Source organism: Nocardia sp. NPDC003482 (assembly GCF_053588115.1).
Genome location: NZ_JBSFPI010000009.1, coordinates 82,256 through 101,682 on the forward strand (window position 1 = coordinate 82,256; position 19,427 = coordinate 101,682).

At 69.8% G+C, this 19,427-nt stretch carries 20 protein-coding genes and 1 pseudogene; 14 read left to right on the plus strand and 7 right to left on the minus strand.

Annotation, left to right across the window (positions count from 1 at the left end; translation table 11 throughout):
• Positions 1-3 precede the first annotated feature (3 nt).
• A complete protein-coding gene (locus ACWDSJ_RS15930; RefSeq protein ID WP_450032631.1) occupies positions 4-882 on the minus strand; it encodes an RNA polymerase sigma-70 factor in 879 nt (292 codons plus the stop codon).
• A gap of 81 nt (positions 883-963) precedes the next feature.
• The gene (locus ACWDSJ_RS15935; RefSeq protein ID WP_450032633.1) at positions 964-1,821 is read right to left on the minus strand and encodes an alpha/beta hydrolase family esterase; all 858 of its coding nucleotides are present in this window, start codon (positions 1,819-1,821) and stop codon (positions 964-966) included.
• 91 nt (positions 1,822-1,912) lie between these two features.
• On the opposite strand from ACWDSJ_RS15935, the gene ACWDSJ_RS15940 reads away from it, so the two are divergent.
• On the plus strand, positions 1,913-2,452 hold the full coding sequence (locus tag ACWDSJ_RS15940; RefSeq protein WP_450032635.1) for a YaeQ family protein: 540 nt from the start codon (positions 1,913-1,915) through the stop codon (positions 2,450-2,452).
• Between the two features lie 28 nt (positions 2,453-2,480).
• On the opposite strand, the gene ACWDSJ_RS15945 is transcribed toward ACWDSJ_RS15940, so the two are convergent.
• The 3 genes from ACWDSJ_RS15945 to ACWDSJ_RS15955 form a co-directional block, all read right to left on the minus strand.
• Positions 2,481-2,624 (minus strand): hypothetical protein, encoded by a 144-nt coding sequence (locus ACWDSJ_RS15945; RefSeq protein WP_450032637.1) that lies wholly within the window; start codon positions 2,622-2,624, stop codon positions 2,481-2,483.
• 95 nt (positions 2,625-2,719) lie between these two features.
• Positions 2,720-3,631, minus strand: a complete 912-nt coding sequence (locus tag ACWDSJ_RS15950; protein WP_450032639.1) for an NADP-dependent oxidoreductase — start codon at positions 3,629-3,631, stop codon at positions 2,720-2,722.
• Between the two features lie 126 nt (positions 3,632-3,757).
• Positions 3,758-4,420, minus strand: a complete 663-nt coding sequence (locus ACWDSJ_RS15955; RefSeq protein WP_450032641.1) for a GntR family transcriptional regulator — start codon at positions 4,418-4,420, stop codon at positions 3,758-3,760.
• Positions 4,421-4,500: 80 nt separating this feature from the next.
• On the opposite strand from ACWDSJ_RS15955, the pseudogene ACWDSJ_RS15960 reads away from it, so the two are divergent.
• Positions 4,501-5,019, plus strand: a pseudogene (locus ACWDSJ_RS15960) (YbhB/YbcL family Raf kinase inhibitor-like protein); the annotation flags it as partial.
• 495 nt (positions 5,020-5,514) lie between these two features.
• Here the strand turns inward: ACWDSJ_RS15960 and ACWDSJ_RS15965 are convergent.
• A complete protein-coding gene (locus tag ACWDSJ_RS15965) occupies positions 5,515-5,961 on the minus strand; it encodes a nuclear transport factor 2 family protein (RefSeq protein ID WP_450032643.1) in 447 nt (148 codons plus the stop codon).
• A 39-nt stretch (positions 5,962-6,000) separates the two neighbouring features.
• Complete coding sequence (locus ACWDSJ_RS15970; RefSeq protein WP_450032644.1) at positions 6,001-6,891, minus strand: alpha/beta fold hydrolase; 891 nt, start codon at positions 6,889-6,891, stop codon at positions 6,001-6,003.
• 193 nt (positions 6,892-7,084) lie between these two features.
• On the opposite strand from ACWDSJ_RS15970, the gene pyrR reads away from it, so the two are divergent.
• From pyrR to coaBC, 12 genes are all read left to right on the plus strand, one after another.
• Positions 7,085-7,720, plus strand: coding sequence for a bifunctional pyr operon transcriptional regulator/uracil phosphoribosyltransferase PyrR (gene pyrR, locus ACWDSJ_RS15975; protein ID WP_387365549.1), 636 nt, complete (start codon positions 7,085-7,087; stop codon positions 7,718-7,720).
• The gene (locus ACWDSJ_RS15980) at positions 7,717-8,682 is read left to right on the plus strand and encodes an aspartate carbamoyltransferase catalytic subunit (RefSeq protein WP_450032647.1); all 966 of its coding nucleotides are present in this window, start codon (positions 7,717-7,719) and stop codon (positions 8,680-8,682) included. Before pyrR ends, ACWDSJ_RS15980 begins: the two co-directional genes overlap by 4 nt.
• Positions 8,679-10,016, plus strand: a complete 1,338-nt coding sequence (locus ACWDSJ_RS15985) for a dihydroorotase (RefSeq protein ID WP_450032649.1) — start codon at positions 8,679-8,681, stop codon at positions 10,014-10,016. Before ACWDSJ_RS15980 ends, ACWDSJ_RS15985 begins: the two co-directional genes overlap by 4 nt.
• The gene (locus tag ACWDSJ_RS15990; protein WP_450032650.1) at positions 10,017-10,523 is read left to right on the plus strand and encodes a PH-like domain-containing protein; all 507 of its coding nucleotides are present in this window, start codon (positions 10,017-10,019) and stop codon (positions 10,521-10,523) included.
• Positions 10,520-11,638 (plus strand): glutamine-hydrolyzing carbamoyl-phosphate synthase small subunit, encoded by a 1,119-nt coding sequence (gene carA, locus ACWDSJ_RS15995; RefSeq protein ID WP_450032652.1) that lies wholly within the window; start codon positions 10,520-10,522, stop codon positions 11,636-11,638. Before ACWDSJ_RS15990 ends, carA begins: the two co-directional genes overlap by 4 nt.
• A complete protein-coding gene (gene carB, locus ACWDSJ_RS16000) occupies positions 11,638-14,946 on the plus strand; it encodes a carbamoyl-phosphate synthase large subunit (RefSeq protein WP_450032654.1) in 3,309 nt (1,102 codons plus the stop codon). Before carA ends, carB begins: the two co-directional genes overlap by 1 nt.
• A gap of 153 nt (positions 14,947-15,099) precedes the next feature.
• A complete protein-coding gene (locus ACWDSJ_RS16005) occupies positions 15,100-15,234 on the plus strand; it encodes a hypothetical protein (RefSeq protein WP_450032656.1) in 135 nt (44 codons plus the stop codon).
• The gene (pyrF, locus tag ACWDSJ_RS16010; protein ID WP_450032658.1) at positions 15,231-16,055 is read left to right on the plus strand and encodes an orotidine-5'-phosphate decarboxylase; all 825 of its coding nucleotides are present in this window, start codon (positions 15,231-15,233) and stop codon (positions 16,053-16,055) included. Before ACWDSJ_RS16005 ends, pyrF begins: the two co-directional genes overlap by 4 nt.
• A 643-nt stretch (positions 16,056-16,698) precedes the next feature.
• Positions 16,699-17,016 (plus strand): integration host factor, actinobacterial type, encoded by a 318-nt coding sequence (gene mihF / locus ACWDSJ_RS16015; protein WP_040748769.1) that lies wholly within the window; start codon positions 16,699-16,701, stop codon positions 17,014-17,016.
• 8 nt (positions 17,017-17,024) lie between these two features.
• Positions 17,025-17,606, plus strand: a complete 582-nt coding sequence (gene gmk / locus ACWDSJ_RS16020; RefSeq protein WP_387365574.1) for a guanylate kinase — start codon at positions 17,025-17,027, stop codon at positions 17,604-17,606.
• A 54-nt stretch (positions 17,607-17,660) separates the two neighbouring features.
• Positions 17,661-17,936: a DNA-directed RNA polymerase subunit omega gene (gene rpoZ, locus ACWDSJ_RS16025; RefSeq protein ID WP_387365577.1), complete on the plus strand. Its 276-nt coding sequence runs from the start codon at positions 17,661-17,663 to the stop codon at positions 17,934-17,936.
• 50 nt (positions 17,937-17,986) lie between these two features.
• Positions 17,987-19,204, plus strand: coding sequence for a bifunctional phosphopantothenoylcysteine decarboxylase/phosphopantothenate--cysteine ligase CoaBC (gene coaBC, locus ACWDSJ_RS16030; RefSeq protein ID WP_450032662.1), 1,218 nt, complete (start codon positions 17,987-17,989; stop codon positions 19,202-19,204).
• Positions 19,205-19,427: the final 223 nt, after the last annotated feature.

Consider the following 19,427-nt stretch of genomic DNA (forward strand, 5'->3'; position numbering starts at 1 on the left):
CGATCAGCGCCGCAACGCCGTCTCCTGCCGCAGCCGCGACAACTTCTCCGGATTGCGGACCGAGTAGAACCCGGTGATCAACCCCTCCTCCACGCGCAGGGCCAGCACCGTATCGACCTCGCCGTCGCGCCACAGGATCAGCGCCGGATACCCGTTGACCTGCGCGGGCCGCAGCGAGGCGGCATCGATGTGGTGCAGTCCGGGGCTCAGGACGCGAGCGACCGCGTCCGCGCCGACGATCGGGTCGAGCACCGCCTGCGCGATCCCGCCGCCGTCGCCGATCAGGACGACGTCGGGTGCCAGGATGTCCAGAAGTCCTTGCAGCTCACCGGTTTCCACCGCGCGCTGGAAGGCGGCGAGGGCGTGCCGGGTCTCGGCGGGGGAGATCTCGCCGCGGGGGCGGCGCGCGGCCACGTGGGCGCGGGCGCGGTGCGCGATCTGGCGGACCGCGGCCGGTGTCTTGTCGACCGCGTCGGCGATCTCGTCGTAGCCCAGGTCGAAGACCTCGCGCAGCACGAACACCGCGCGTTCGGTCGGTGCGAGGGTCTCCAGGACGAGCAGCATCGCCATCGACACGCTCTCGGCGAGTTCGACGTCCTCGGCGACATCGGGCGCGGTGAGCAACGGTTCGGGCAGCCACGAACCGACATACGACTCCTTGCGCCGCCCCAGCGACCGCACCCGCATCAACGCCTGCCGGGTGACCATGCGCACGAGATAGGCGCGCTGGTCCCGAATCCCGTCCAGGTCGACCGCGGACCAGCGCAACCACGTCTCCTGCAACGCGTCCTCGGCGTCGGCGGCCGAGCCGAGCATCTCGTAGGCGACGGTGAACAGCAGATTGCGATGGGCGACGAAGGCGTCGGTGGCCGGGTCCGGCATGGGAGTCCCCTCGGGGTCGGGCGGTTTCCCATCAGATGCCGCCCGCCCCGATTCCGTGACAACCGCCAGCCGCGTCAGCACTCAGGGGCGTGGACTGGCCGTGAACAGGCTCCACATCCGATCGCGCACATCGGCGCCCCGGGCGCCGCCGGGCCAGAGGTGCCCGCCGTTGTCGTAGAGCCGGTACACCACCTGGGTACCCGCGGCGCAGTCGTAGCGGGTGCCGGTGAGGACCTCCGGACCCGTCTCGGTGTGTGACGTGCCGCAGCTGTCCTTGCGCCGCCACAGGTCGCGGTGTTGTTCGGCGACGACCTGCCAGACGAGCGGATCGTCGTCGGCCAGCATGACGCCGAAGGAGATCGGGCGTGAGGCGGGGCAGTCGTCGTCGGACAGGGTCGGGGCCGGGCCCGCGTACACCGCCGCCGAGGCCACGAGATCGGTTGCGTCACAGGCCATTCGGGAGGTCATCTGGCCGCCGTTGGAGTGGCCGCTGAAATAGATCCGGTGCTGATCCACGCAGTACTGGGCGGAGATCTGCGCCACCATGTCGCGCAGGACGGTGACGTCGCCGGAGTTGTGCGCGAAATCCCAGGACCAGTTCCCGTTGCCGTCGTCCTTGCTGCCTCGCGGGTAGGCCACGATGGCCTTCTTCTGCGCGACGTACGGGGTCCAGCCGGTCACGGATTCGAAGTGGGCCGGATTGTCCTGTCCGCCGTGTACCGCCACGAGCAGCGGCGCCGGATTCGGCAGGCCCGCGGGCACATTCAACAGATACGGGCGGTTGTTGTCCTTCGTGACCGACTGGGGAATCGTGCCGCCGGTCGAGGTCGTGGAACACGCCGCCGGGGCGTCGTCCGCGACCGCCGGGGCCGCGGTCACCAGCGTCACGGCGGCCAGCGCACCGAACGCGGCGGCCGCCCAGCGAGAGATCTTCGACAACGAAGTCACCTGCCTTCCAAATGCTTTCGAGGCGGCCAGAATAACGAACAATAGTGTTCGTCATTATGGTTTCGGCTAAGCTGCCGCGACTATGGCCCTCGGCGCGACCCTGTACACCGTCGGCGTCCACCTCGCCGACGTCGACCGCGGCGTCTACGAGGAGTTGGACGTACGGCTGGCCCGGCATCCCTCGGAGACGGCCGAATTCATGGTCACGCGCCTGCTGGCCTACTGCCTCGAATACGAGCCGGGCATCGCCTTCAGCGACGGCGGCGTCTCCTCGACCGACGAACCCGCCGTGCTGGTCCGCGATCTCACCGGCCGGATCACGGCGTGGATCGAGATCGGCGCGCCCGACGCCGACCGCGTCCACCGCGGCAGCAAGCTCGCCGGACGCGTCGCGATCTACACCCATCGCGACCCGGCGAAGGTCCTGAACCAGCTGTCCGGCAAGCGAATCCACCGCGCCGAGGAGATCCCGCTGTACAGCCTCGACCGTGACGTCGTGGACGCCGCCGCGAACCTGGACCGCCGCAACACCCTCGCGGTCTCGGTCACCGAACGCCAGCTCTACCTGACGCTCAACGGCGTCGACCTGAGCACCCCGATCGAGGAACACCGGCTCGAGTAGCGCCCGGGGTTCGGTCGGATCCGAGGCGCTAATCGACGATCTTGCTCGCCAGCACCAGCACGGCGACGACCCCGGCGACCACCACGAGCCCGTAATGCCCGGCGGACGTGGCGTAGTCGTAGGTCGACACCCCGACGACGATCGCGATGACGAGAAACAGCAGGCGCTTCACCCCGGACCCCCTCGAACTCGTTCTCAGGGTACGGAGAACGGGTTCTCGTGCGCCACAACGGGTTCGGCGAAGGGCAGTGCGGGGGCGACGCTGGGTCAGCGGTCGAACCCGACCACCAGGACGAGTTTGCCGCGCACACGGCTGTTTTCGCCGACCCGATGGGCCTCGGCGATCTCGGCGAGGGGGAAGGTGTGCACGTCGGGCAGGGTGAAGCGGCCCGTCTCGAGCAGTTCGCCGATGTCGTCGAGGGCGTGCAGGGCGCGTCCGGCATCGCCGCGGCTGAAGGTGACGCCGTGCGCGCGGGCCCCGGCGAAATCGGCGAGCGTCACCACGCGGCCCGGGTCGCCGGTGAGGGCGATGAGTTCGGGCAGGACACCGCTGCCTGCGACATCGAGGGCGAGGTCGATGCCGTTGGGCCGCAAGGCCCGAACGCGCTCGACCAGACCCGGACCGTAGGCGACGGGATCGGCCCCGAGGGAGCGCAGATAGTCGTGATTGGCAGGACCGGCCGTGCCGATCACGCGGGCGCCCCGTGCCACCGCGAGTTGCACGGCCGCGCTGCCGACGCTGCCCGAAGCGCCGTTGACGAGCAGCGTGCTGCCGTCGCGGACACCGAGCTGATCGATGGCGCGCGTGGCCGTTTCGAGGGCGGCCGGGAGCGCGGCGGCGTGCGCGAAATCCAGCGACGGCGGGATCGGCGCGTAATGCGCCAGCACGGCCGACTCGGCCTGCGCACCCTCGTGCGCGGTGAACCCGAACACGCGATCCCCCACGGCCACCTCGGTGACCCCCGAACCCACCTCGTCGACGACGCCCGCCGCCTCGTATCCGAGGGCCTGCGGCAGCCCTTGGTCCAGCTCGCCCCGGCGCTTCTTCCAGTCACTGGCATTGATTCCCGCCGCCCGCACCGCGATTCGCACCTCCCTGGGGCCGGGATGCGGTTCGGGCAGATCGACGATCTCGAGGACCTCGGGTCCCCCGAACCGGCTGAAACGAGCTGCTCGCACTGTGCGCTCCTCGATCGGATGAACGGCGTGACGCCGTCGTCTCGGGTTGGCGCCCAGCTTTCCATGGGAACGGTGAGCCGTCGGCGAGGCCGAGTTCCTCGTGTCGGTGCGCGTGGCGGTGACCACTCAATCGGTCAGGCCCGTCGCGGTCAGCGTGAGGTGCCGGGCCAGCGTGGCGGCGGCCGCGTCGGCGTCGCGGGCCAAGGCGAGCTCCTCGAGGCGGCGGTGTTCGGTCGCGCCGTCGCGATCGGGATGGCGCTGGGTGGACCACCGACGCGTCAATTCGCTTGCGGTCCAGAGCCTGTCGAAGGTGTCCAGCAGCGCCGGATTCCCGCACCCCTCGAGCAGGGCGCGATGGAAGACGCGATGGGCCTCGGACCAGGCGGCGGTGTAGTACTCGCCCTCGTCGGGGGCGAAGGCGGGCGTGCGGGCCAGGCGGTGATGGGCCGCGCGCACGCGCGCCTCCCAGTCCAGATCGCCGCGTTCGACGGAGATGCGCAGGATCGCCGGCTCGATCGTGCGACGTGCCTCGGCGATCTGCTGCCAGCGGCGATCGGAGTAGGCGGGCACCGCGAAACCCCGATTGGGCAACCGGTCGGCGAGGCCGTCGCCGACCAGTCGGACCAGCGCCTCGCGCACGACGGCCAGACTCACCCCGTGCGCGCTCGCCAGATCCTGCGGTTTCAGTGGCGCGCCGGGCGCGTGCTCGCCGCGCAGGATGGCCTCCCGCAGCTGGGCGTAGACCTGTTCGGAAAGCATCCGGGCGGCCGGTGCGGTAGGGGAGGACATGTTCGCCATCATAGATCATGCTGTAAATAATCGATTATCGGTGTTATGGTCGATTCGTACCGCTCGAAAGGAAGCCCCGCATGAATCCGCTCGCTCGTCTGCCCGAGGCGGCCTCGTTCACCGTCACCAGCACCACCGTCGCCGACGGCGCCGCGTGGCCGCCCGCGCAGTGGTCCTCCGGCGTCCCCGGCGGCAAAGACGTTTCGCCGCAACTGAGTTGGCGGGACGCGCCGGAGGGCACCAAGAGCTACGCCGTCACCGTCTACGATCCGGACGCCCCGACCGGTTCGGGGTTCTGGCACTGGGCCGTCGCCGACATCCCGGCCACCGTCACCGAACTGCCCGAGGGCGCGGGCGACGACACCGGCTCGGGCCTGCCCGCGGGCGCCTACCAGTTGCCCAATGACGCCCGCATCGCTCGTTTCATCGGCGCGGCCCCGCCCGCCGGGGACGGACCGCACCGCTACTTCGTCGTGGTGTACGCCCTCGACGTCGAAACCCTCGGCGTCCCCGCCGATGCCACGCCCGCCCTGCTCGGCTTCACCATGTCCGGTCACACGCTCGGCCGCGCGGTCCTCATCGCCACCGCCGAGACCCCGCCGCTGCGCGAAAAGGTCGAGCGCACAGAGGTTTCCCGGCTCGTGCCCGCCGCGCCGGAGGACATCTTCGCGATCCTCACCGACCCCGCGGGCCACGTCGACATCGACGCCTCGGGCATGCTGCTCGCCGCCGAGGGGGAGCGGGTGCGCCGACCCGGCGACCGGTTCGTGGTCCATATGGACCGCGAGGCCCTCGGCGATGTGCCCCTCGGCAAATACGACGTCGAGGTCGTCATCCGAACGCTCACCCCGAATCGGGAGATCGCCTGGACGGTCGAGGGCCGCGGCGAGCGCCGACTCCGACTCGAGCACGTCTACGGCTACCGCCTCGAACCCGTCGCGGGCGGCACGCTGGTGACCTCGTACTACGACTGGTCCGGCGTCGAGGAGAAATGGAAGCGGCGCTTCCCCTTCCCCGTGGTGCCCGAGTCGGCGCTCAAGGCCACGCTCGGCATTCTCGAGCGCACGGTCCGCCGCCGCGCCGCGGCCTGACGGTCACCGACTCCGCGCCATATCCCCGAAAAGCCCTGTGCGCCAGAGGATTCGGTTGCGGACCTCGGTGAGCCGCCAGCCCGCCGCGGTCCGCACCGCCGCCGCCGTGATCACCCCGCCCGCCGTGAACGAGCGATCGAGCATGCTCGCGTCGGCCGGTGTGCCCCGCCACAGATGAATGGCCACGATATTCGCCCACACCGCCGCCGCGTCGCCCTCGATCGTCACATCGCGCCCCGTGAGGAGGTGCTGGGTCGCGTCGAACCGAGCGAAACTCCGCGCGTGACTCGCCGCGATGGCGGCCGGTCCCGTGGTGACCGCGTCGTTCGGCCGCACGATCCTCCCCTCGGGTGCGAACAGGGTCGCGAAATGCGCGGCGTCGAAACGCTTCTCGTCCAGTGCCCGGAAGTAACGGTCGAAGACGCGACCGACCTCGAATTCGGTATCCATGAATCCGACCGTGCACCATGACCCGACGTCAGGTTCCAGTCATGCCGATTCGGTGGTGCCCCGACCCTCGAGGTGAGCGCGCACGAAATCGACCACGGCGTCGGAGAACGCGTCGTTGACGTCGCTGGCCGCGGTGTGGGCCGCGCCGGTGATCTCGACATATTCCATGTGCGGCACCAGCTTTCGGAACTCGGCCACGCCCTGCTCGCTCACCACATCGGAGAGTCGGCCGCGCACCAGCAGGACCGGCAGGGTCAGCCGACGGGCGGCGTCCTCGAGCACCTCGGTGTGCAGTTCGATGTCCTCGCCCCGGCCCGACATCATCGCCGGATCCCAATGCCAGTACCAGCGGCCGTCCGCGCGCTGACGGAGATTGCGGCGCAGGCCGTCGGTGCTGCGCGGGCGCTTGCGATGCGGGAGGTATTCGGCCACCGCGTCGGCGGCCTCGTCGAGCGTGGCGAAACCCTCGGGATGGCCGCCGAGGAAGTTCAGGACGCGTTCGACGCCCTTGTGCTCCGGCCGCGGCACGACGTCGACGAGGACCAGCCCGGCGATCAACTCGTGACCCGGCCGCGCGGTCGCCAGCAGACCGGTGAGCCCGCCCATGCTCGCGCCGACCACGATCGCGGGACGGCCGAGCTCGGCGAGGACGGCGAGCAGATCGGCGGTCATGGCCTCGCGGCGGTAGTCGCCGTCGGGCGCCCAGTCGCTCTCGCCGTGCCCGCGCGCGTCCAGCAGCACGGCCCGCATCCCGGCCTTGGCCAGGGCCGCGCCGGATTCCTTCCACGAATGCCGGGTCTGGCCGCCACCGTGCAGGAACACCGCCAGCGGCCCGTCCTCGGGACCCCAGCTCTCGCCCGCGAGGGTGATGCCGCCCAGGCCGGTGAAGCGCAGTCGCCGCGGTTCGGAGAAGTCGGCCTCATTGCTCACCCATCCAGCATGTCACACAGGGATTTACGGTGTACGGGCCACTCGCCGCTCAGTGGAATGCCGGGTATCGGCGCAGGTGGCGGCGCTCACACCGGGTACCCCGCCGTCGGGCGGTCGCGGGCGCGCTGCTAGTCTTCGTGCCCGGAAGACATCCTTTAAAGGACCGTCCTGTGAGGCGGGGAAGGAGGTCGACATGGCCGTGCCCGAGGATCGGGCCGCCAGGTCGAGCGCGGGCGAATACTCGCAACGGCACGACCCGGATTGGGTGGGTGCCGGGCGGGAGCTGTTGTCCGCTCAGGATGTCGGCCGGACCATCGCGCGCATGGCGCACCAGATCATCGAGAAGACCGCGCTGGACTCCCGCGAGCCGGGCTCGCCCCGCGTGGTGCTGATCGGAATCCCCACGCGCGGAACGGGTTTGGCGGCGCGACTCGCCGACCGCATCGAGGAGTTCGCCGGGGTGCGCCCGGCCGTCGGCTCGCTCGACATCACCCTGTACCGCGACGATCTGCGCAACCGCCCGCACCGCCCGCTGGAGCGGACCTCGGTGCCCGAGGGCGGCATCGACGATTCACTGGTGGTCCTGGTCGACGACGTGCTGTTCTCCGGCCGCAGCGTCCGCGCGGCGCTCGACGGCCTGCGCGATCTGGGCCGCCCCCGCGCCGTGCAGCTGGCGGTCCTCATCGACCGCGGCCACCGCGAACTGCCCATCCGCGCCGACTACGTCGGCAAGAACGTGCCCACCGCCCGGACCGAGGACATCTCCGTGCTGTTGACCGAACACGACGGCCGCGACGGCGTCTACCTGCATCAGGGGGACGAGAAGTGAGGCATCTCCTGTCGGTCACCGATCTGGACCGGGCCAGCGCGACCGAATTGCTGGACGACGCCCAGCGTTTTGAGCAGGCGCTGCTCGGGCGCGAGGTGCGCAAGCTGCCGACGCTGCGCGGGCGCACGGTCATGACGGTGTTCTTCGAGAACTCCACCCGCACGCGGGTCTCGTTCGAGGTCGCCGGGAAGTGGATGAGCGCCGACGTCATCAATGTCAGCGCGTCGAGTTCGTCGGTGTCCAAGGGCGAGTCGCTGCGCGACACCGCGCTGACCCTGCACGCCGCCGGGGCGGACGCGCTCATCGTGCGGCATCCGGCCTCCGGCGCGGCCCACCAGATCGCGCGCTGGTTCGGCGAATTCGCCGAGGGCGCGAGCGGATACGCGGGCCCGGGTCCGGCCGTCATCAACGCCGGGGACGGGATGCACGAACATCCGACCCAGGCCCTGCTCGACGCGCTGACGCTGCGGCAACGGCTCGGCGATCTGGACGGCAAACGCGTGGTCATCGTGGGCGACATCCTGCACAGCCGGGTCGCGCGCTCCAACGCGTTCCTGCTGCACATCCTCGGCGCGGAGGTCGTGCTCGTCGCCCCGCGCACGCTGCTGCCGGTCGGGGTCGACGCGTGGCCGGTGCGGATCGCGCATTCGCTCGACGCCGAACTGCCCGGCGCGGACGCGGTCATGATGCTGCGCGTGCAGGCCGAGCGGATGAACGGCGGCTTCTTCCCCTCCGCGCGGGAGTACTCGATCAACTACGGACTCAACGAGCGACGGCTGGCGCTGCTCGACGACCACGCCGTGGTCCTGCACCCCGGGCCCATGCTGCGCGGTATGGAGATCGCGCCCTCGGTCGCGGATTCCCCGAAAGCGGCTGTGCTGCAACAGGTCACCAACGGGGTGCACATGCGCATGGCGGTCCTGTTCCGCCTGCTGATCGGAGCCGAAGAGGTGGTGGCGTGAGCCGGGTGCTGATCGAGAACGTTCGCCCCTACGGCGAGGGCGAGCCGGTCGACGTCCTCGTCGAGGACGGGATCATCCGGGAGATCGTTCCCGCTGAAAAGCGGGCCGGGAACAAAGAGGAGCAGGGCGCCGGGGACGGAGAGGGGCACGACGAAATCATCGACGGCACCGGCCAGATCCTGCTGCCCGGCTTCGTCGACCTGCACACGCACCTGCGCGAACCCGGCCGCGAGGACACCGAGACCATCGAAACCGGTTCCGCCGCAGCGGCATTGGGCGGCTACACGGCCGTGTTCGCCATGGCCAATACCAGCCCGGTGGCGGACAGCGTGGTCGTCACCGACCATGTCTGGCGGCGCGGGCAGGAGGTCGGGCTGGTCGACGTGTACCCGGTCGGCGCGGTGACGGTGGGCCTCGCGGGCAAGCAGCTCGCGGAGATGGGCACCATGGCCGCCGGGGCGGCGGGCGTGCGGATGTTCTCCGACGACGGGCACTGCGTGTACGACCCGCTGATCATGCGCCGCGCGCTCGAGTACTCCAACTCGCTCGGCGTGCTCATCGCCCAGCACGCGGAGGAGCCGCGGCTGACCGTGGGCGCGGTCGCGCACGAGGGCCCCAATGCCGCCCGGCTGGGTTTGCAGGGTTGGCCGCGCGCGGCCGAGGAGTCGATCGTGGCGCGCGACGCGCTGCTGGCCCGCGACGCCGGGGCGCGGGTGCACATCTGCCACGCCTCCACCGCGGGCACCGTCGAGTTGGTGAAATGGGCCAAGGCCCAAGGCATTTCGATCACCGCCGAGGTCACCCCGCACCACCTGCTGCTCGACGACTCGCGGCTCGAGACCTACGACGCGGTCAACAAGGTCAACCCCCCGCTGCGCGAGGCGAGCGACGCGGCGGCGCTGCGCGAGGCCCTGGCCGCCGGCATCATCGACTGCGTCGCCACCGACCACGCCCCGCATGCCGAACAGGACAAGTGCTGCGAATTCGCCGCCGCCCGCCCCGGCATGCTGGGTCTGGAGACCGCGCTGTCGATCATCGTGGCGACCATGGTCGCGCCGGGCCTGCTGGACTGGCGCGGCGTGGCCCGGGTGATGAGCGAAAAGCCCTCGCGCATCGCGGGTTTGGACGATCAGGGGCGGCCGATCGCGGTCGGCGAACCGGCCAATCTGACGCTGGTCGATCCGGACGCGGAGTGGACCGTGCGGGCAACGGAGCTCGCGAGCATATCCACCAACACGCCCTACGAGGCGATGACCCTGCCCGCGCGCGTGACGGCGACGTTGCTGCGCGGGCGGATCACCGCGCGCGACGGCAAGGCGAGAGCGAGACGGTAAATGGAGCGACTGCTGTGGGTGCTCGGGCTGCTGGCACTGTTCGCGCTGTGCCTGTGGCTGATGTACCGGGCCTGGCGGAAGAAGGCGCGCAAGCAGGCCGCCGCGGTCGGTGAACTGCCCACCGTCCCGGCCGAACTGGGTGCGCAACTGCTGGAACCGACCACGGGCCTCTACACCGGAACCACGCTGGCCCCCAGCTGGCAGAACCGGATCGCGGTGGGCGATCTGGGGTTCCGGGCCACGGCGGAACTCACCCGATTCGAGCGGGGCATCCTGCTCGAACGCGACGGCGCCACGCCGCTGTGGATTCCGCAGGAGTCCATCACCGCGGTGCGCACCGAGCGCGGGCACGCGGGCAAGGTAATGACAGCAGATGGGGTGCTGGTAATTCGCTGGAAGCTGCCGACCGGGACCGAGGTGGACACCGGATTCCGCGGGGACGACAAGACGGTGTATCCGGCCTGGACGGGCAGCGCGACCGGCACGACGACGGGAGAACAACCATGAGCGGGAACGCCGCTGTGCTGGTGCTCGAGGACGGCCGCGTGTTCCGCGGCGCGCCCTTCGGCGCCACGGGAGAAACGTTGGGCGAGGCGGTGTTCTGCACCGCGATGACCGGCTATCAGGAGACGCTGACCGACCCCAGCTATCACCGCCAGATCGTGGTGGCCACCGCCCCGCAGATCGGCAACACCGGCTGGAACGAGGAGGACGACGAGTCCCAGAAGATCTGGGTCGCGGGCTACGTGGTGCGCGATCCGGCGCGGCGGGCCTCCAATTGGCGGGCCACCACGACCCTGCAAGAGGAGCTGGAACGCCAGCACGTGGTCGGCATCTCCGGCATCGACACCCGCGCGCTGGTGCGGCATCTGCGGACCCGCGGGTCGATGAAGGCGGGCATCTTCTCCGGCGCCGCCGCCGACGCCTCCGCCGAGGAGCTGCTGGACCGGGTCACCGGTCAGCCCTCGATGCTGGGCGCGGATCTGGCCGAGGAGGTCAGCACCGACGATCTCTACACGATCGAACCCGTTGGGGCGCACCGGTTCACGGTGGTCGCGGTCGATCTCGGCATCAAGACCAACACCCCGCGCATGTTCGCCGAGCGCGGCATCCGGGTGCACGTGGTGCCCTCCGACTCCTCGCTGGACCGGATCAAGGAGCTGAACCCCGACGGGGTGTTCCTGTCCAACGGACCGGGCGACCCGGCCACCCAGGACGCCGCCGTCGCGCTCACCAAAGATGTTCTGGGCGAAGGGATTCCACTGTTCGGGATCTGCTTCGGCAATCAGATCCTGGGCCGCGCGCTGGGCCTGGGCACCTACAAGATGAAGTTCGGGCACCGCGGCATCAACATCCCGGTGATCGACCACGCCACCGGCGCGGTGTCCATCACCGCGCAGAACCACGGATTCGCGCTCGAGGGCGAGGCCGGGCAGCGCTTCGACACGCCCTTCGGCGCCGCCGAGGTCACCCACACCTGCGCCAACGACGGCACCGTGGAGGGGGTGCGGCTGGTCGACGGCCGCGCCTTTTCGGTGCAGTACCACCCCGAAGCCGCCGCGGGACCACACGATGCCGCTTATCTTTTCGACCGCTTCGCCGGTCTCATGGAGGGAGCCTGATGCCACGCCGCGAGGATCTGCGCCACATCCTGGTGATCGGCTCGGGCCCGATCGTGATCGGTCAGGCATGCGAGTTCGACTACTCCGGCACCCAGGCGTGCCGGGTGCTGCGGTCGGAGGGCCTGCGGGTGTCGCTGGTCAATTCCAACCCGGCGACGATCATGACCGATCCGGAGTTCGCGGACTCGACCTACGTCGAGCCGATCACCCCGGAGTTCGTCGAGAAGGTCATCGCCAAGGAACGCCCCGACGCCATCCTGGCGACGCTGGGCGGGCAGACCGCGCTCAACACCGCGGTCGCCCTGCACGAGCGGGGCGTGCTGGAGAAGTACGACGTCGAGCTGATCGGCGCGGACTTCGACGCCATCCAGCGCGGTGAGGACCGGCAGAAGTTCAAGGACATCGTCGCCAAGGTCGGCGGCGAATCGGCCCGCTCCCGGGTGTGCTTCACCATGGACGAGGTCCGCGAAACCGTTGCGGAACTGGGCTTTCCGGTGGTCGTGCGGCCATCGTTCACCATGGGCGGGCTCGGCTCGGGCATGGCCTACAACGAGGCCGACCTCGATCGCATCGCCGGGGGCGGCCTGGCCGCGTCGCCGACGGCCAACGTGCTCATCGAGGAATCCATCCTGGGCTGGAAGGAATACGAACTCGAGCTCATGCGCGACGGCCGCGACAACGTCGTGGTGGTCTGCTCGATCGAGAACGTCGACCCGATGGGCGTGCACACCGGCGACTCGGTGACCGTCGCGCCCGCCATGACGCTCACCGACCGCGAGTACCAGAAGATGCGCGATCTGGGCATCGCCATCCTGCGCGAGGTCGGCGTCGACACCGGCGGCTGCAATATCCAGTTCGCGGTCAACCCCGCCGACGGCCGGTTGATCGTCATCGAGATGAACCCGCGCGTGTCGCGCTCGTCGGCGCTGGCGTCCAAGGCCACCGGCTTCCCGATCGCCAAGATCGCGGCCAAGCTGGCCATCGGCTACACCCTCGACGAGATCGTCAACGACATCACCAAGGAGACCCCCGCCTGTTTCGAGCCGACGCTCGACTACGTGGTGGTCAAGGCGCCGCGCTTCGCGTTCGAGAAGTTCCCCGGCGCCGACCCGACGCTGACCACGACGATGAAGTCGGTCGGCGAGGCGATGAGCCTGGGCCGCAACTTCACCGAGGCCCTCGGCAAGGTGCTGCGCTCGCTGGAGACCAAGGCCACCGGCTTCTGGACCCAGCCCGACGGCGACTGGACCGACGTGCCCGCGATCCTCGAGGATCTGCGCACCCCCACCGAGGGACGGCTCTACCAGGTCGAGCGGGCGCTGCGGCTCGGCGCGACCGTCGAGGAGGTCGCGGCGGCCTCGGGCATCGACCCGTGGTTCGTCGCCGAGATCGCCGGGCTGGTCGATCTGCGGATCGAACTGCTCGCCGCGCCGGTGCTGGACGAGCCGCTGCTGCGTCGCGCCAAGCATCACGGCCTGTCCGATCGCCAGATCGCCGCGCTGCGACCGGAATTGGCGGGCGAGAACGGGGTGCGCGAGCTGCGCCACCGGCTCGGGGTGCGGCCGGTCTACAAGACCGTCGACACCTGCGCCGCCGAATTCGAGGCCAAGACGCCCTACCACTACTCCAGCTACGAACTGGATCCGGGCGCGGAGTCCGAGGTCGCTCCGCAGCTCGAGCGGGACAAGGTGATCATCCTCGGCTCCGGACCCAACCGGATCGGGCAGGGCATCGAGTTCGACTACTCGTGTGTCCATGCGGCGCAGACACTTTCGGCCGCGGGCTACGAGACGGTGATGGTCAACTGCAACCCCGAGACCGTCTCCACCGACTACGACACCGCCGACCGCCTCTACTTCGAGCCGCTCACCTTCGAGGACGTGCTCGAGGTGTATCACGCCGAGCGCGAATCGGGAACGGTCGCGGGCGTCATCGTGCAGTTGGGCGGACAGACCCCGCTGGGTCTGGCGCAGCGGTTGACCGACGCCGGGGTGCCGGTGGTCGGCACCTCCGCGGCCGCCATCGACCTGGCCGAGGACCGCGGCGAATTCGGGCAGGTGCTCGTCGACGCGGGGCTGCCCGCGCCGAAGTACGGCACCGCGACCACGGTCGACCAGGCCAAGAAGATCGCCACGAGCATCGGCTATCCGGTGCTGGTGCGGCCCTCCTACGTGCTGGGCGGGCGCGGTATGGAGATCGTCTACGACGAGACCGCGCTCGAGGGGTACATCTCCCGCGCCACCGAATTGAACCCGGACCATCCGGTGCTGGTGGACCGGTTCCTGGAGGACGCCATCGAGATCGACGTCGACGCGCTGTGCGACGGCACCGAGGTCTTCCTCGGCGGCGTCATGGAGCACATCGAGGAGGCCGGGATCCACTCCGGCGACTCGGCGTGCGCGCTGCCCCCGATCACGCTGGGCCGCAGCGATATCGAGGCCGTGCGCCGCTCGACCGCGGCGCTGGCCAAGGGCATCGGCGTGCGCGGGCTGCTGAACGTGCAGTACGCGCTCAAGGACGATGTGCTCTACGTGCTCGAGGCCAACCCGCGCGCGAGCCGCACCGTGCCGTTCGTCTCCAAGGCGACCGCGGTACCGCTGGCCAAGGCGGCGGCGCGAATCATGTTGGGCGCCACCATCGCCGAGCTGCGCAAGGAGGGCATGCTGCCCGCCGAGGGCGACGGCGGCCACGCCCAGCTCGACGCGCCGGTCGCGGTCAAGGAGGCGGTGCTGCCCTTCCACCGGTTCCGCCGTCCCGACGGCACCGGCATCGACTCGCTGCTCTCCCCGGAGATGAAATCGACCGGTGAGGTGATGGGCATCGACGCGGATTTCGGTACCGCTTTCGCCAAGAGTCAGAGTGCGGCCTATGGTTCGTTGCCTACCGCGGGTACCGTATTCGTGTCGATCGCCAACCGCGACAAGCGAGCCATGGTGTTCCCGGTCAAACGACTCCACGATCTGGGCTTCCGGATCCTGGCCACCGAGGGCACCGCGGAGATGTTGCGGCGCAACGGAATTCCGTGTGAGCGGGTACGCAAGCATTCGGAGCCGTCGCCGACCGACGAGCCGACGGTCGTCGATCGGATCAGGAATGGTGAGATCGACATCGTGTTCAACACCCCTTACGGCAACTCGGGTCCTCGGGTCGACGGCTACGAGATCCGGACCGCCGCGGTGGGTGCGGATATTCCGTGCATCACGACGGTGCAGGGCGCGGCCGCGGCCGTGCAGGGCATCGAGGCGACGATCAATGGCGGTATCGGGGTGCGCTCCCTCCAGGAGTTGCACGCCGTACTGCGCGGCTGAACGACAACCGGAACAGGAGAGGAAATTACGGTGGGAGCCATCGGGCTTGGGGCAGGTGCCCGTCCCGTGGGCGCGGGGCGGGTCAAACCGCGTCGGCGTCGCATGATCGAAACCGGTGAGGTCGTCTTGCCGGGGGGAGGCGACATCAGGGGGATGCGGAAGGTCGGCGGGTATTCCACCGTCGGTTTCCGTGCCACCCCGCCCATCGGCCGCGACCCGCTGCGTTCCGACGACGAGCCGATCGAGGCCGAGCTGGCTACCGCGGGCGCGGACGCGGAGAGCCGTTGACCTCGTTCGGTGAACGGTTGCGCGATGCCTGCGCCCGGCACGGTTCGCTGTGCGTGGGCATCGACCCGCATCCGCCGCTGCTGCGCGCCTGGGAGCTGAGCGAGGACGTCGAGGGGCTCAAACGTTTCGCGGACGCCTGTGTGGAGGCGTTCGCGGGCCGCGTCGCGCTCGTCAAGCCGCAGGTGGCGTTCTTCGAGGCGTACGGGTCGGGCGGGCTGATGGTCCTGGAGGACACCATCGGCGCGCTGCGCGCGGAGGGCACGCTGGTGCTCGCCGACGCCAAACGCGGCGACATCGGTTCCACCATGGCCGCCTACGCCCAGGCGTGGCTCGGCGACGGCGCGCTCGGCAGCGACGCGGTCACGGTCTCGCCCTACCTCGGCTTCGGATCCCTGTCTCCCGCAATCGAATCGGCGACCGCCAACGACCGCGGCGTCTTCGTCCTGGCCGCCACCTCCAACCCCGAGGCCGCGTCCTTACAGCGCGCCACGGCCTCCGACGGCCGCACGATCGCCCAAACCATGGTCGACGAGGCCGCCGCCTGCAACACGGGTTCCCCCTTCGGCTCGATCGGCGTCGTCATCGGCGCCACCCTCACCGAGGCCCCCGACCTGACCCACCTCAACGGCCCCATCCTCATGCCCGGCGTGGGAACCCAAGGCGGCGGCCCGGATTCGATCCGCACCCTCCTCCCCCCCGCCGTCTACCACACAGCCCTCCCCGCCGTCTCCCGCGAACTCCTCTCGGCGGGCCCCTCCACAGCCGCCCTCCGCACCCGCCTCCACCACCTCGCCGACCAGTTCGCCTTCCTCCAAACCTGAACACCCCCAAGGCCCGGCAACCCAGCCGCACCCTTTATTCGAATTCGCACCCCTTTCATGGCCCAGAAAGGGGTGCGTTTGCGAATAAAGGGTGCGGCTGGGGCTGCCGTAGCTATGAGGGAGACCGGTTTGTTTGTCGTGGTGGGGGTTTGGAGGGGGCGGGGAACCGGATGGGGTTGGGGAATTACATGGATGTGTTTCGGCGTGTCAGGGGCGCGTGAGGGGTCGGTACGAGGGGTTGGGGGAGGGGTGGGGTGGGTGGAGTCGGGCGAGGGGGAGGAAGGGGGCGAGACGGGCGACACGCCCTGGCGAGATTTCGCGACACGCCGGGAAATCCAAGAAAATTCCTGGTCGGCGGATAACGGGGCGGTCACGGTGGGGCGGGGGAGGTGGGCTGTACTGCGACAATGCCGGTTGGGGCCGGGAAAGGCGCAGGTCACGGGCCTGGTGGGGGGATCGGCGGTAGGATTCGGAATGTCTGTTCGATGGGGCGTCGGGGGGCGTCCGGGGATGCGATAGCGTGCCCGAATCCCGCGCTGACCTGGGGGGTGGGTTCGCAATCGGCACGCGGCGTGGGTACGGTCGCACAGACCGCCGGGTTACCGGCGGGAGATGATGCAATGAACGATGAGACGGAGGAACCGTGGCCCTTCCCCAGCTGACTGACGAGCAGCGCGCCGCTGCTTTGGAGAAGGCGGCTGCCGCTCGCCGCGCTCGGGCAGAGCTCAAGGAGCGCTTGAAGCGTGGCGGCACCGACCTGAAGACGGTCCTGAAGGATGCCGAGACGGATGAGGTCCTGGGCAAGATGAAGGTGTCGGCGCTGCTCGAGGCCCTGCCGAAGGTGGGCAAGGTCAAGGCCGCCGAGATCATGACCGAGCTCGAGATCGCGCCGACCCGTCGCCTGCGCGGCCTCGGCGATCGTCAGCGCAAGGCGCTGCTGGCGAAGTTCGACCAGGCCTGATCACGAGGGTGGTCGAGCACACGCAGAAGGGTCGACTGGTCGTACTGGTCGGCCCCTCGGCCGTCGGCAAGTCCACGATCGTCCGGTGCGTCCGCGAGCGGCTGCCGGACCTGGTCTTCAGTGTGTCGGCCACCACCCGGGCCCCCCGGCCCGGGGAGGTCGACGGGCAGGACTACCACTTCGTGAGCCGGGCCGAGTTCGACGCCATGATCGCCAGGGGAGACCTGCTCGAGTGGGCCGAGATTCACGGCGGCCTGCAACGTTCGGGAACCCCGGCCGCCCCGGTGCGCGCGGCCCTCGCCGCCGGGAAGAACGTCCTGGTCGAGGTGGACCAGGAAGGGGCCCGCCAGATGAAGCTGGTCATGCCCGAGGCCCGCACGGTCTTCCTCAAGCCGCCCAGCTGGGAGGAACTGGTCGCCCGGCTCACCGGCCGCGGCACCGAACCGCCCGAGGTCATCGAGCGCCGGCTGGAGACCGCGCGAATGGAACTGGCGACCTGTGACCAGTACGACACCGTGATCGTGAACGACGAACTGACGAGCGCCTGTGAGCAGTTGGTATCGTTGTTCGTTAGCACAAATTCTTTCTGAGTGCGGCCGGTACGGCCGAATTCACGTCCACACGACCCGCAGGGAGCCTCACCAGTGAGCGACACCAAGACCGTGCCCGCGTACGACACCCCGGTCGGTCTCACCAACCCGCCGATCGACGAGCTGCTCGAGCGCACGTCGTCGAAGTACGCGCTGGTCATCTACGCGGCCAAGCGGGCGCGCCAGATCAACGACTACTACAACCAGCTCGGCGACGGCATCCTCGAGTACGTCGGCCCGCTGGTCGAGCCGGGCCTGCAGGAGAAGCCGTTGTCGGTGGCGCTGCGCGAGATCCACTCCGATCTGCTCGAGCACTCCGAAGGCGAGTAAGGGGCGCACCCCGCCGCCCACAGCACCCGGACCCGAAGAGGCGTAGTCAGATGCGGATCGTTGTCGGCGTGGGTGGCGGGATCGCCGCCTACAAGGCCTGCTCGCTCGTTCGCAAGTTCACCGAGACCGGGCACGACGTCCGCGTCATCCCCACCGAGTCGGCATTGCAGTTCGTCGGCAGGGCCACCTTCGAGGCGCTGTCCGGAAACCCGGTCCACACCGGCGTTTTCGCCGATGTGCCCGAGGTCCCGCACGTGCGGATCGGGCAGGCCGCCGATCTCGTCGTCATCGCCCCCGCGACCGCCGACCTGATGGCGCGCGCCGCGATGGGCCGCGCCGACGATCTGCTCACCGCGACCCTGCTGACCGCGCGATGTCCCGTGCTGTTCGCCCCGGCCATGCACACCGAGATGTGGCAGCACCCGGCCACGGCGGCGAACGTGCGGACGTTGCGCGCGCACGGCGCGACGGTCATGGAACCGGCCGCGGGCCGCCTCACCGGCGCCGACACCGGACCGGGCCGCCTGCCCGAACCCGAGGAGATCTTCGCGCTGGCCTCGCTGCTGCTCGAACGCGCCGACGCGATCCCGCGCGACCTCGAGGGCCGTCGCATCGTGATCTCCGCGGGCGGCACGCGCGAACCGCTGGATCCGGTGCGATTCCTGGGCAACCGCAGTTCCGGGAAGCAGGGGTACGCGATGGCCCGCGTCGCCGCCCAGCGCGGCGCGCAGGTGACCCTGGTCGCGGGCAACACGGTCGGCCTCGAACCGCCCGCGAGCGTCGAGGTCGTGCCGGTGACCACCGCCGACCAGATGGGCATCGCGGTGGACAAGCACGCCGCCGGGGCCGACGCGGTCATCATGGCCGCCGCGGTCGCCGACTTCCGGCCCGCCAACGTCGCCGCCGCGAAGATCAAAAAGGGTGCGGGAGAACCGGATTCGATCGAACTCACCAAGAACCGCGACATCCTCGCCGGGTTGGTGCAGGCGCGCCGCGACGGCCGCCTGCCCGGGCTCGCGATCGTCGGATTCGCCGCCGAGACCGGCGACGAACACGGCGACGTACTCACCCACGCCCGCGCGAAGCTGAAGCGGAAGGGCTGTGACCTGCTGGTCGTCAACGCGGTCGGCGAGGGCAAGGCCTTCGAGGTGGACAACAACGACGGCTGGCTGCTCGGCGCCGACGGCACCGAGCAGGCCCTCGATCACGGATCGAAGGCCCTGTTGGCCAGCCGTGTGCTGGACGCGCTGGGACCACTGTTGCGCTGACGCGCCCATGGTTCCGGCTTATCCTGCTAAGTGGCACGCGATGCGGGAACGCGTCGCGCGCATCAGCGCACCGGCCGCCGAAACGGAGCCCTGTGGAGGTGTTGTCGCTGGTGGGAACGTCGCAAGCGGCGACGTCATCGCCCACCCCGTCGGTGGTTTGGAATAGTCTGAGTCAAAGGGTTGCGCGGTGACGGGAGGCCGTTAGCGTCGCAGTCCGAGACGA